This is a genomic window from Bacillus sp. FSL R5-0585 (genome assembly GCF_038004545.1).
In the GTDB taxonomy this organism is placed as follows: domain Bacteria; phylum Bacillota; class Bacilli; order Bacillales; family Bacillaceae_G; genus Bacillus_A; species Bacillus_A cereus.
On sequence record NZ_JBBORJ010000001.1, the window covers coordinates 379570 to 392073 of the forward strand.

The window sequence follows — 12504 nt, forward strand, 5'->3', positions numbered from 1 at the left end:
AGGCGGAAGATTAACTTCCGCCTTTTTATTATTATCGCTCTAGAGGTTTGGAATCATCAGGAGCGGCAAAAGGATTTTCTTTATTGATATGGTCATAGAACATAACGCCATTTAAATGGTCAATCTCGTGCTGAAATACGATTGCTGGTAAACCTTTTAAACGTAATTTTACTTCTTCTCCGTTAATAGAAGTTGCTTTTACTGTAATTCTTGTATAACGAGGAACATAACCAGGTACTTCGCGGTCTACAGATAGACAGCCTTCACCACCCTGTAAATATGTACGTTCAACAGAATGGCTAATGATTTTTGGATTGAATAATGCATGGCTATATAATGTACCATCCGCATCGGTTACATGAACTGCAATCATTTTTTTTGAAACACCGATTTGCGGAGCCGCTAATCCGATTCCAGGGCGTAAACTATATTTTTCAGCCATTTCAGGATCTTGGCTATTTATTACGAATTCAATCATTTCTTTTAAGGTAGTTGTATCTTCTTCGCTTGCCGGTAAGGACACCTCTTCTGCAACGTTGCGCAAAATAGGATCTCCTTCGCGAATAACATCTTTCATTGTAAGCATATGTAATCTCTCCTTTCCTCTTTAGTCTACCAAAGGAGATGGAAAAAGTCATCGGCAAGAAAGGGAAGGCATTTTGGAAATCGTTCTATTATAGAGTAGTTATGTATGTGATAAAAAGAAAAAGACGGCAAAGCCGTCTTTTTCTTTCCATAGTTGTTTCGTTTTACAATTAGCGAATGCAAGCAGCACCAACGATAATTAAAAGAATAAACAACACAACGATTAAGGCGAAGCCGCGTCCAGACCCGCCACAAGAACCGCCATAACCGTAGGAAGGATATGAACAAGTTGGATAGCAATATGAGTATCCGTACATGAGATGACCTCCTTTATCATTTCCCGCTAATACTGCGGTTACTATAATGTATGGAAGAGAGGGTAGAAATGTATAGGTATTTACCTAAAAAAGGAAGAGTAGTTTGTATATTTTTGTTACGAAGAGAGAAAAACTAAAGAGAATTAAATCGTTTACATATTATTCTAAGAGAAAAAATAAGTGAAAAAGGGAATAATATAACAGTAGGCCAATGCTTACTAATACAGATGTAAAAAATAAAAACACGTTTGTGTAGTAGAAACCTGCATATTATTTATAAAAAAACGTATTCAAAGTAATTGACATCGTAATTAGAATAGTTGTAAACTAAAAAACGTGATCAAGATTGTATTAATATGTTTCTGAAAAAACATTAGTACAGATTGTTAGGTACACAAAATTATTCTCAACCGACATACAAACATGTTGGTTTACATCGTTGCGCTTTTTAAACTGGAAAATAGCCAGTGAAAGCGTTTCAGAATATGGTTCAAGAGAGGAAGAGGTGAACGGAATGGGTACTAAAACAAAAAAGACCCTATTTAATGTTGATGAGCAAATGAAAGCTATCGCAGCTCAATTTGAAACATTACAAATTTTAAATGAAAACGGTGAAGTTGTGAATGAAGCAGCTATGCCTGAATTATCTGATGATCAATTAAAAGAATTAATGCGTCGTATGGTGTATACTCGCGTATTAGATCAACGTTCTATTTCTTTAAACCGTCAAGGACGTTTAGGTTTCTACGCACCTACAGCTGGACAAGAAGCTTCTCAATTAGCAAGTCATTTCGCACTTGAAGCAGAAGACTTCATCTTACCAGGATACCGTGATGTACCACAATTAGTATGGCACGGATTACCATTATACCAAGCATTCTTATTCTCTCGTGGACACTTCATGGGTAACCAAATGCCTGAGAATGTAAATGCATTAGCTCCACAGATCATTATCGGTGCGCAAATCATCCAAACTGCTGGTGTTGCGTTAGGTATGAAACTACGTGGTAAAAAATCTGTTGCAATTACTTACACTGGTGACGGTGGTGCTTCACAAGGTGACTTCTACGAAGGTATGAACTTTGCAGGTGCATTCAAAGCTCCAGCAATCTTCGTTGTTCAAAACAACCGTTATGCAATCTCTACTCCAGTAGAAAAGCAATCTGCAGCTAAAACTGTAGCACAAAAAGCAGTAGCAGCAGGTATTTACGGAATTCAAGTAGACGGTATGGATCCATTAGCTGTATACGCAGCAACTGCTTTCGCTCGTGAGCGCGCAGTAAATGGCGAAGGCCCTACTTTAATCGAGACTTTAACATTCCGTTACGGTCCACATACAATGGCTGGTGATGACCCAACTCGTTACCGTACAAAAGATATCGAAAACGAATGGGAACAAAAAGACCCAATCGTACGCTTCCGTAAGTTCTTAGAAGCTAAAGGCCTATGGTCTCAAGAAGTTGAAGAGACAGTAATCGAAGAAGCAAAAGAAGATATCAAACAAGCAATTGCTAAGGCTGACCAAGCTCCAAAACAAAAAGTAACTGATTTAATGGAAATCATGTACGAAAAAATGCCTTACAACTTAGCTGAACAATATGAAATCTACAAAGAAAAGGAGTCGAAGTAAGCCATGGCTCAAATGACAATGATTCAAGCAATCACTGATGCTTTACGCGTTGAAATGAAAAATGACCCTAACGTACTTGTATTTGGTGAAGACGTTGGTGTAAACGGCGGTGTATTCCGTGCTACTGAAGGTTTACAAGCTGAATTTGGTGAAGATCGTGTAATGGATACTCCACTTGCAGAGTCTGGTATTGGTGGACTTGCAGTTGGTCTTGCACTTGAAGGATTCCGTCCAGTTCCAGAAATCCAATTCTTCGGTTTCGTTTATGAAGTAATGGATTCAATTTCTGGTCAATTAGCTCGTATGCGTTACCGTTCTGGTGGACGTTGGACTGCTCCAGTAACAGTTCGTTCTCCATTCGGTGGTGGTGTTCATACTCCTGAACTTCATGCTGATAGCTTAGAAGGATTAGTGGCTCAACAACCTGGTCTAAAAGTTGTTATTCCATCTACTCCATACGATGCTAAAGGTCTTTTAATCTCTGCGATTCGTGACAACGATCCAGTTATCTACTTAGAGCATATGAAATTGTACCGTTCATTCCGTCAAGAGGTACCAGAAGGTGATTACACAATTGATTTAGGTAAAGCTGATATCAAACGTGAAGGTACAGATGTATCTGTTATCGCTTACGGTGCTATGGTTCACGCTGCATTAAAAGCTGCTGAAGAACTTGAAAAAGAAGGTATCTCTTTAGAGGTTGTTGACTTACGTACAGTTCAACCATTAGATATCGAAACAATCATCGCTTCTGTTGAAAAAACAGGTCGCGTAGTTGTAGTTCAAGAAGCTCAAAAACAAGCTGGTATTGCAGCTAACGTTGTAGCGGAAATTAACGACCGTGCAATCTTAAACTTAGAAGCTCCAGTTGTACGTGTTGCAGCTGCTGATACAGTATTCCCATTCTCTCAAGCAGAGAGCGTATGGTTACCAAACCACAAAGATATTGTTGAAGCTGTAAACAAAGTAATGAACTTCTAATTTTTAGCTTTTCATGTGCAAAAGAAATCAGCACATGCTGGTTTCTTTTGTACATATTCCATAATAATGAAATGAATCAGGGGGCTGAATTCCGTGGCATTTGAATTTAAACTACCAGATATCGGTGAAGGTATCCACGAAGGTGAAATCGTAAAATGGTTTATTAAACCAGGCGATGAAGTAAACGAAGACGATGTACTTCTTGAAGTACAAAATGATAAAGCAGTAGTAGAGATCCCTTCTCCTGTTAAAGGTAAAGTACTTGAAGTACTTGTAGAAGAAGGAACAGTTGCAATCGTAGGAGATACATTAATTAAATTTGATGCTCCTGGATACGAAAACCTTAAATTTAAAGGTGACGATCATGATGAAGCTCCAAAAGCTGAAGAAGCAGCAGTAGAAGCTCCAGCAGCGGAAGCTACTCCAGCAGCAACTGCAGAAGTAGTAAATGAGCGCGTAATCGCTATGCCATCTGTTCGTAAATACGCTCGTGAAAAAGGTGTAGACATTCATAAAGTAGCTGGTACTGGTAAGAATGGCCGTATCGTAAAAGCTGACATCGATGCATTTGCAAATGGTGGACAAACTGTAGCAGCAACTGAGGCTCCAGCAGCAGTAGAAGCTACTCCAGCAGCAGCGAAAGAAGAAGCACCAAAAGCACAACCAATCCCAGCTGGTGAATATCCAGAAACTCGTGAGAAAATGAGTGGTATCCGTAAAGCGATTGCGAAAGCAATGGTTAACTCTAAACACACAGCTCCTCACGTAACATTAATGGACGAAGTAGATGTAACAGAACTTGTTGCTCACCGTAAGAAGTTCAAAGCAGTAGCAGCTGACAAAGGTATTAAATTAACTTACCTTCCGTACGTTGTTAAAGCTTTAACATCTGCATTACGTGAATACCCAATGTTAAACACTTCTTTAGACGATGCATCTCAAGAAGTAGTTCATAAACATTACTTCAATATCGGTATCGCAGCTGATACAGACAAAGGTCTATTAGTACCAGTTGTTAAAGATACAGATCGTAAGTCTATCTTCACAATCTCTAACGAGATCAATGATCTTGCTGGTAAAGCACGTGAAGGTCGTCTAGCTCCAGCTGAAATGAAAGGTGCTTCTTGCACAATTACAAACATTGGTTCTGCAGGTGGACAATGGTTCACTCCAGTTATCAACCACCCAGAAGTAGCAATCCTTGGTATCGGCCGTATCGCTGAAAAACCAGTTGTGAAAAACGGTGAGATCGTTGCAGCTCCAGTATTAGCATTATCTCTAAGCTTTGACCATCGTTTAATTGACGGTGCAACTGCTCAAAAAGCGTTAAACCAAATTAAACGTCTATTGAATGACCCACAATTATTAGTAATGGAGGCGTAATAACAATGGTAGTAGGAGATTTCCCAATTGAATTAGATACAGTCGTTGTTGGTGCAGGTCCTGGTGGATACGTTGCGGCAATTCGTGCAGCACAATTAGGTCAAAAGGTAGCAATCATTGAAAAAGCTAACCTTGGTGGCGTATGCTTAAACGTTGGATGTATTCCTTCAAAAGCGTTAATCAATGCAGGTCATCGTTATGAGAATGCAATGCATTCTGATGACATGGGTATTACTGCAGAAAACGTAAAAGTTGACTTTACAAAAGTTCAAGAATGGAAAAACGGCGTAGTTAAGAAATTAACTGGCGGTGTTGAAGGCCTTCTTAAAGGTAACAAAGTTGAAATCATTCGCGGTGAAGCTTACTTCGTAGATGCTAATACATTACGCGTTATGACTGAAGATGCAGCTCAAACTTATACGTTTAAAAATGCTGTTCTTGCAACTGGTTCTACACCAATCGAAATTCCAGGATTCAAATACTCTAAACGTGTTATCAACTCTACAGGTGCTTTAAGCTTACCTGAAATTCCTAAAAAACTTGTTGTAATCGGCGGCGGTTACATCGGTATGGAATTAGGTACTGCATATGCTAACTTCGGTACAGAAGTTACTGTAGTAGAAGCTGGCGACGAAATCTTAGCTGGTTTCGAAAAAGCTATGAGCTCTGTTGTTAAACGTGCTCTACAGAAAAAAGGTAACGTAAATATCCATACAAAAGCTATGGCTAAAGGCGTTGAAGAAACAGAAACTGGCGTAAAAGTTAGCTTTGAAGTTAAAGGTGAAATCCAAACTGTAGAAGCAGATTACGTATTAGTAACTGTAGGTCGTCGTCCAAACACTCAAGAAATCGGTCTTGAGCAAGTTGGAGTTAAAATGACTGACCGCGGCATCATCGAAATCGATGAGCAATGTCGTACAAATGTACCAAACATCTATGCAATCGGTGATATCGTTCCTGGACCACCATTAGCTCACAAAGCTTCTTACGAAGGTAAAGTAGCTGTAGAAGCAATTAGTGGCCATGCATCAGCTATCGATTACATCGGAATTCCTGCAGTATGCTTCACTGATCCAGAATTAGCATCTGTTGGTTACACTAAAAAACAAGCTGAAGAAGCTGGAATGACTGTAACTGTATCTAAGTTCCCATTCGCTGCTAACGGTCGTGCATTATCATTAAACAGCACTGACGGTTTCTTACAACTTGTAACACGTAAAGAAGATGGTCTTCTTGTAGGTGCTCAAGTTGCAGGTGCAGGTGCTTCTGATATTATCTCTGAGATTGGTTTAGCTATCGAAGCTGGAATGACAGCTGAAGATATCGCTCAAACAATCCATGCTCACCCAACATTAGGTGAAATCACAATGGAAGCAGCTGAAGTTGCTCTTGGAATGCCAATTCACATTGTAAAATAATTTAAGTAATGTAAATAGCCCTTCTCTTATTGTAAGAGAGGGGCTATTTTTATTTTCATCAAATGACTTGCAAGGTCTTTAAACGTACTTGTCGAATGAATATATAATACTTTAACAAATGATTCCGGCTTAACTTACTTCAAAGGTAATATATATCATCCTATAATATGTAATTGATTCAAACGTACCCCCATATATTAATAAAATAGAGCATGTCAAAGGAGAAGGTTCCATGAAAATATTACATGTTATATTTTATCATTTACTACTATGGAGTGGCTTTTCCACTGTATTAACATTATCGAATGGTGATAAGTTTCATTATAAAGTTATTCTTTTTTTCGTATTTCTATATTTAGCCTATGTAATAGCATATTTTGTATTGCACGTAAGAAAGCAAGCTTTATTTCTTACATGTTCGAATTGTATATTATTTTTAATCATATTATCTATTTTTTAAATTAGCGTTTATAAAAATACATTGTTCTTCCATTAAATAATTGTAACTCTCCTTCTAATTTCTTCGCTAAAAAACGGCAAAATTCATTTGCTTTCCCTTTGTCACCAAATGTTGCATTAGGTGGTAAAGAAACTTGGATGAAAGATTGTTCATTTTCTATACCAACACCAATATAAATTGAGTCATACCGGTCGTGATTGGATTGAAGTTTTAATGTTGTTGTAGATGTATCTAAAATTTCATAAGGAAAAGCGGTATTTGTATACGTGTAATTAATTTGGGCACCAGTTTTAGAAGTAACTGTTTTATAATAATGAAAAAGTTGTTTTATATCATCTATTGAAACTGATTGTTGGTTGGATTTCGGTACAAGCGTAATAAAGGCGTGTTGCATATAAGTTCCCCCTAACTTAGTAGAATACTATCATTCTACATCCTACTGAATTTTTTGACAATTAAAAGGAGTATTACATGTTTTGTTTAATATACTATTAATGAAACGTGATGTAGAAAGGTGGAAACCAATGTTTGAAAAATTGTATGATGAGCATGAAAGTGTGAAGGTACGATTTTTAGGGTTTATGACACATGATACACGTTATGATTTTGGTGTTATTTATACAAATATGTTTTTTGGAAAGCCGCTCATTGTTTGTATGCAAACAGGAAGGTCTACTTTACTCGGACGAGATGATGTAGAGAATGTTCAATATATACAGGAGATTTTTAAATTAGGATCAGAAGAGGAAGCAAAGGAGTTAGCTCAGTTTTTCAAATTTCTAGTTCCGTCAACTTCTTTACATGCGGAATATGAAGAATAATTAATGTGAAACAGTCGTACTTATAAATATGGCTGTTTTTTATTTGAATATCGCATACTAATTTAAATTTAAAATATTTAATGTGTTATACTAAAAACCTATTGACGTAAAAAGTATAACATATTAAAATAAAGACAGAAAGTTAAGCGGTTACAAAAAGTTTTTGGGATTATAAACTTAGGGGGAAATGAAAAATGGGAACAATCGTATGTCAAGATTGTGAAGGTACAATTGCACACTTCGAAGATGAGAAAGTAACGGTACTTTACGGGAAATGTGGATCTTGCGGATGTGATCACACAGAGCATACAAAAGCCCAATAATTGATAGGAAATGGACAGCTAAAAGTTTTTAGGACCATAAACTTAGGGGGAAATGAAAAATGGGAACAATCGTATGCCAAGTATGTGAAGGAACAATCGGACATTTTGAAGATGAGAAAACGACGGTACTTTACGGAAAATGCGGAACAAATTGTGACTGTGCTAGAAAAGATAATGCGAAAGCTTAATGATAAATAAATAGATTACTATTGAAACTCAGGGGGAAATGAAAATGGGAACAATCGTATGCCAAGTATGTGAAGGAACAATTGGACATTTTGAAGATGAAAAATCAACAGTACTATACGGGAAATGTGGATCTCATTGCGAATGTGACCATAAAGAACATACAAAAGCTTAATAATAAGAAAAAGCGCCTACATGTGTAGGCGCTTTTTTAATAAATTGTAGTTGTATGACCAACTGTTGCAACGATTGCATCATCCCTAATCGGAATAAAGCTTATGGAGGTCTGTGGTGTACTAGAAGAAGCGTATTGGCTCATTATACGACTATCGATACGGGTAATAGTATCGGTCAAGAAAGCTGAAATAAAAGCGTAAGGGACTCGTCGTTCATTTAATGAATAAATAATTTCTTCTTTTGTTTTTACACCTACGCCATGCCCGTAAAAAAAGAAATTTCCTAAATAGATTGTATTTTCTCCTTGCCATTCAATCGTAGCTGGATTTACTTGTGGGTTTTTAAAGTAAACGAGGTCACCTGGAACAAGATCGCCACCGTTTTTTGTTATGAGCCTTAGATCTTGGTCGTAGTCCCATGTATAAAGTAAAAGGTTTGCAAATAGACGATTGAAAGTTTCTTCCTCATACAATGATAGTAAAGCTTTATAAAAAATAATGATCATAGCGGTTGCGCATTCAGTTCCATATAGTTTTCCGTTTTTGAAAATATCCTGTATGGCAATAGAAGGTGGTATGTTTGGAAGAAGCTCGAATCCTCCAAGAGACGTTCTTTTCCAATACTGGGGGTTGCAAAAGGATTGTTGAAATGTACGAAACTGAAATCCACTTTGAAAAAGCTCTAGTGCAGAGATAATAATATTAACTCGTAAATTGAGATCAAAGCTGAGTTCATCAGCTGTTCGGAAGGAATAAACTTCTTGATTTCCTGCCATTATTGATAAAATTTGTTGTTTCTCTGCTGCAAATGGCTCGTATTCATTTGTAATATAAGGATGTACAATAGAACGGCCTATTACAATCATAATAGTATCCCCACCTATACGTTACATTCTTAAGTATCGTATGAAGAAAAGGAAAAAAGGTGAAAAAAAAGCCTATCAACTGATAGGCTTGTACTCTTTAATAACACGTAATGTTTGTAATGTCATATCTTCAGGACCTTGTACAGGTAAACCTGCTTCTAAGTTTTTACGAATATACTCTAAGTTTTCTTGTGTAATAATTTCCCCCGGAGTAAAGATTGGAATCCCTGGCGGATAAACCATAACAAAATCAGCTATAATACGACCCGCTGCATTTTCAAATGGAATGACTTCTGTTTCCGAATAAAAAGCATCTCGAGGAGAAAGTGCTAGCACTGGAATTTCTGGAATCTCTACTTGTACTTGAACACCTTTATCTGCCCTATTTCTAAATGTTGCTGCTAAATCTTGTAATGCTGCAATAAGTGTATTTGTATCACTTTCTGTATCTCCCAAAGTGATAAGACATAGTATGTTGTATAGATCTGAGAGTTCTACTTCAATGTTATATTGCTCTCTAAGCCATACTTCAGCTTGGTGGCCGGTAATACCTAAATCTTTTACAGATACAATTATCTTTGTAGGATCATAGTTAAAGGTAGCATCTGTACCTAACATTTCTTTTCCAGGACAGTAAAGATGCTCAATAGAATTTATAGCATCACGAACATGCTCAGCTAATTGTATTGTTTGTTCTATGAGTGCTGTTCCTTCTGTAGCAAGACGTTTTCTCGCAACATCAAGGGATGCTAACAAGATGTAAGAAGTTGATGTGGTTGTAAGCATGCTAATAATAGATTGGACATGCTTTACATTCACTAAGCCTTCTTTCACATTAAGAATAGAACTTTGAGTTAAAGAGCCTCCTAATTTGTGAACACTTGTTGCTGCCATATCCGCACCAGCTTGCATCGCTGACATAGGTAATTCATCGTGAAAATGAATATGAACACCATGAGCTTCGTCGACTAGTACAGGGATGTCATAAGAATGTGCTAATTGTACAATCTGTTCTAAGTCTGCAGCAAATCCAAAGTACGTTGGGTTAATAACAAGTAAGCCCTTTGCATCTGAGTGCTCTTCAAGTGCTTTTTTGACAGATTGAATTGTGATTCCATGAGAAATACCGAGCTTCGGATCGATTTCAGGATGCATGAAAATCGGTTTTGCCCCTGAGAAAATAATAGCTGACATTACTGATTTATGCACGTTTCGTGGTACTAGGATTTTGTCACCAGGACCGCAAACGCTCATCACCATTGTCATAATAGCGCCACTTGTACCTTGAATAGAAAAGAAAGTATGATCTGCACCGAATGCGGCTGCTGCTAAATCTTGTGCTTCTTTAATCATACCTTTTGGATGATGTAAATCATCGAGTGGCGCAATATTAATTAAATCAATTGCTAATGCATTATGCCCAATAAATTCGCGAAATGTAGGATCCATGCCCTGTCCTTTTTTATGACCAGGAATATGGAATTGAATTGGATTTCGCTTACTGTGCTCAACTAAAGCGGTAAACAATGGTGTTTCGTATTGGGACAATCTATACACCCCTTCTTCTTCATAATATTTAGTGTAATTTGTTTTATATAATCCTGCTCTAAAAAAGTGTAGCCCTTTTTAGAATAAGGCTTGTTTTTCTGCCATTCAAAAAATCGTTTTTGAGATGGTAGCTTCACTTTATTTTCTATAAAACAAAAGCATTATATCACCAATAATTATAGATGTATAGAAAAAAATCTTTTTAAGGTGAGTATGTTTAATAGTTAGCCTCAACTAATGAATAGAGGAAGACAATTCCATTAAAATGAATAAATAGTGTATAATGCAGAGTGGCTATAATGAAGAATAAAATATTCTCTTTAAGATAGCATAATGAAACAAGAAGAAATGATAAATGAGGTGCAAAATGGAATATCAATATCCGTTAGATTATGATTGGTCAAATGAGGAAATGGTTACAATGGTGAAGTTTTATGAAGCGATTGAGAAAGCTTATGAAAAAGGAATTATAAGAGAAGAGTTAATGGGTTTATATCGTCGTTTTAAAGAGATTGTTCCATCGAAAGCAGAAGAAAAGAAAATTGATAAAGAATTTCAAGAGGTAAGTGGATACTCTATATATCGTGCTATTCAAAGGGCAAAAGAAGTCGAAGAACAAAAGCTTGTAAAAATGTAAAAAATATTTTGAAAAATAAAAACTGAAGTGATATAATGTGATAACAACTAAAAACGGACAATATAAATTGTCCGTTTTCTACTATCGATTACAAAGTGCATATAAAGGAAGGAGTGATTGCATCGTAGATTCAATCTTAGCAAGGAATTGTTCGTTGGTCATTGCTGAAAACTCCTCTGGTGATATATGAATACCAACTAATAATTCTGCTTTTTTTACAGTAGCTAATCGTTCAATCATCTTTTGTAAGTCTTCGGTTTCAAGTGTTTTATGTAATTTCACACTTGGTTTAGTATGGTCAATGGACCAAACGAAGTCATTTGGAATATTTGTTTTTAAATCATTTAAATGTTCTAAGAAGGCATGAGCCGTCTCAACTTTTTGTGGACACTCATAGATTAAACCAAAGTATATGAAGGCATGAGTACCCCATAAGCCGATTTGGAAATGCGGTAGCATTTTATATCCTCGTTTATTTGTTGAAAAAGCAACCCAAGTATCGTTTGGTGGATTGACTTTGCGGCGTGCGTGTTTTGCAACATGATAAAAAAAGTTCTCATCAGTTTGTTTGGATAAGTATTCTGCAAATTGTTCCCCTAAAGCTTCTAGCTTAGGATGAATGTTCGTTTTAATTGCACTCATTCGTTCTTCGAGACCATCAACTGTAAAGACATCAAAATCAGTTGATTTGAATGTTTGTATTGTCATGATTGTTCCTCCAACTCCTATTTTGCTTTTATTTTAGCATAGCTTGTACTATTCATAAAAAAAACAGCACAAAAAAATTTAAATAAAAAAATATAATTTTGTTGCATAGATGATTTATCCAACATAGTATAGTATAAAACAAAAAATCAGAAAATTGAATTAATTCTAGTCCGAGGGCAGACGAATATTGGGAGGAGGCAAATAATATGAGACAGGTGATTAATGCGTTAAAGAGAACAGATGCTGAAAAGAGAATACCGGTGCTACGTTTGGAGCTAGATTATGAATTAGCAACTTTATATGATGCGATGATGGAAGATGATAACCAGAAAAAAGAAGAGTGTGTACAAAAGTTAGAAGTGTTAAGACTTGAAATGATTCGTTTAGAAGCGTAATAATAGTATATGTATAAAAAATTAGTTGGTGCGAACCTTATAAAGGGTTCGTTTTTTCTGTGAACAGTAT

General features: G+C 36.5%; 17 protein-coding genes. 11 read left to right on the plus strand and 6 right to left on the minus strand.

What is annotated here, in order from left to right; all coding sequences use genetic code 11:
* Positions 1 to 31: 31 nt before the first annotated feature.
* Both def and MKY38_RS02135 read right to left on the minus strand, forming a co-directional pair.
* On the minus strand, positions 32 to 586 hold the full coding sequence (gene def / locus MKY38_RS02130; protein WP_000957048.1) for a peptide deformylase: 555 nt from the start codon (positions 584 to 586) through the stop codon (positions 32 to 34).
* Between the two features lie 169 nt (positions 587 to 755).
* On the minus strand, positions 756 to 902 hold the full coding sequence (locus MKY38_RS02135) for a YjcZ family sporulation protein (RefSeq protein WP_000274562.1): 147 nt from the start codon (positions 900 to 902) through the stop codon (positions 756 to 758).
* A 514-nt stretch (positions 903 to 1416) separates the two neighbouring features.
* Here MKY38_RS02135 and pdhA point away from each other — a divergent pair.
* From pdhA to MKY38_RS02160, 5 genes are all read left to right on the plus strand, one after another.
* Complete coding sequence (gene pdhA, locus MKY38_RS02140; protein ID WP_000536895.1) at positions 1417 to 2532, plus strand: pyruvate dehydrogenase E1 component subunit alpha; 1116 nt, start codon at positions 1417 to 1419, stop codon at positions 2530 to 2532.
* A gap of 3 nt (positions 2533 to 2535) precedes the next feature.
* Complete coding sequence (gene pdhB, locus MKY38_RS02145; RefSeq protein WP_000068168.1) at positions 2536 to 3513, plus strand: pyruvate dehydrogenase complex E1 component subunit beta; 978 nt, start codon at positions 2536 to 2538, stop codon at positions 3511 to 3513.
* 93 nt (positions 3514 to 3606) lie between these two features.
* Entirely contained in the window at positions 3607 to 4896 is a 1290-nt protein-coding gene (gene pdhC / locus MKY38_RS02150; protein ID WP_000863419.1) for a pyruvate dehydrogenase complex dihydrolipoyllysine-residue acetyltransferase, read from the plus strand.
* Between the two features lie 5 nt (positions 4897 to 4901).
* A complete protein-coding gene (gene lpdA, locus MKY38_RS02155; protein WP_000260104.1) occupies positions 4902 to 6314 on the plus strand; it encodes a dihydrolipoyl dehydrogenase in 1413 nt (470 codons plus the stop codon).
* Between the two features lie 232 nt (positions 6315 to 6546).
* Positions 6547 to 6774 carry a hypothetical protein gene (locus MKY38_RS02160; RefSeq protein ID WP_000697469.1) on the plus strand — a complete coding sequence of 76 codons (228 nt, stop codon included), beginning with the start codon at positions 6547 to 6549 and terminating at the stop codon, positions 6772 to 6774.
* Between the two features lies 1 nt (position 6775).
* Here MKY38_RS02160 and MKY38_RS02165 read toward each other — a convergent pair whose 3' ends face one another.
* Entirely contained in the window at positions 6776 to 7168 is a 393-nt protein-coding gene (locus MKY38_RS02165; RefSeq protein WP_001163299.1) for a DUF1885 family protein, read from the minus strand.
* A 130-nt stretch (positions 7169 to 7298) separates the two neighbouring features.
* Here MKY38_RS02165 and MKY38_RS02170 point away from each other — a divergent pair, with 130 nt between their 5' ends.
* The 4 genes from MKY38_RS02170 to MKY38_RS02185 all read left to right on the plus strand — a co-directional run bounded on the left by MKY38_RS02170 (position 7299) and on the right by MKY38_RS02185 (position 8279).
* The gene (locus tag MKY38_RS02170) at positions 7299 to 7595 is read left to right on the plus strand and encodes a DUF3055 domain-containing protein (protein WP_000462038.1); all 297 of its coding nucleotides are present in this window, start codon (positions 7299 to 7301) and stop codon (positions 7593 to 7595) included.
* A 194-nt stretch (positions 7596 to 7789) separates the two neighbouring features.
* Positions 7790 to 7918, plus strand: coding sequence for a GapA-binding peptide SR1P (locus tag MKY38_RS02175; RefSeq protein WP_000536778.1), 129 nt, complete (start codon positions 7790 to 7792; stop codon positions 7916 to 7918).
* Between the two features lie 59 nt (positions 7919 to 7977).
* Positions 7978 to 8106: a GapA-binding peptide SR1P gene (locus MKY38_RS02180; RefSeq protein WP_000536803.1), complete on the plus strand. Its 129-nt coding sequence runs from the start codon at positions 7978 to 7980 to the stop codon at positions 8104 to 8106.
* A gap of 44 nt (positions 8107 to 8150) precedes the next feature.
* Positions 8151 to 8279 (plus strand): GapA-binding peptide SR1P, encoded by a 129-nt coding sequence (locus tag MKY38_RS02185; RefSeq protein ID WP_000536796.1) that lies wholly within the window; start codon positions 8151 to 8153, stop codon positions 8277 to 8279.
* Positions 8280 to 8315: 36 nt separating this feature from the next.
* On the opposite strand, the gene MKY38_RS02190 is transcribed toward MKY38_RS02185, so the two are convergent.
* Both MKY38_RS02190 and speA read right to left on the minus strand, forming a co-directional pair.
* Positions 8316 to 9146 (minus strand): protein-glutamine gamma-glutamyltransferase, encoded by an 831-nt coding sequence (locus MKY38_RS02190; RefSeq protein WP_000635337.1) that lies wholly within the window; start codon positions 9144 to 9146, stop codon positions 8316 to 8318.
* A gap of 75 nt (positions 9147 to 9221) precedes the next feature.
* Positions 9222 to 10694, minus strand: coding sequence for an arginine decarboxylase (speA, locus tag MKY38_RS02195; RefSeq protein WP_000084899.1), 1473 nt, complete (start codon positions 10692 to 10694; stop codon positions 9222 to 9224).
* Between the two features lie 367 nt (positions 10695 to 11061).
* On the opposite strand from speA, the gene MKY38_RS02200 reads away from it, so the two are divergent.
* Entirely contained in the window at positions 11062 to 11331 is a 270-nt protein-coding gene (locus MKY38_RS02200) for a UPF0223 family protein (protein WP_000456562.1), read from the plus strand.
* Positions 11332 to 11412: 81 nt separating this feature from the next.
* Here MKY38_RS02200 and MKY38_RS02205 read toward each other — a convergent pair whose 3' ends face one another.
* Complete coding sequence (locus MKY38_RS02205) at positions 11413 to 12039, minus strand: YktB family protein (RefSeq protein WP_000155317.1); 627 nt, start codon at positions 12037 to 12039, stop codon at positions 11413 to 11415.
* 206 nt (positions 12040 to 12245) lie between these two features.
* Here MKY38_RS02205 and MKY38_RS02210 point away from each other — a divergent pair, with 206 nt between their 5' ends.
* A complete protein-coding gene (locus MKY38_RS02210) occupies positions 12246 to 12434 on the plus strand; it encodes a hypothetical protein (protein ID WP_001250165.1) in 189 nt (62 codons plus the stop codon).
* Positions 12435 to 12504 lie beyond the last annotated feature (70 nt).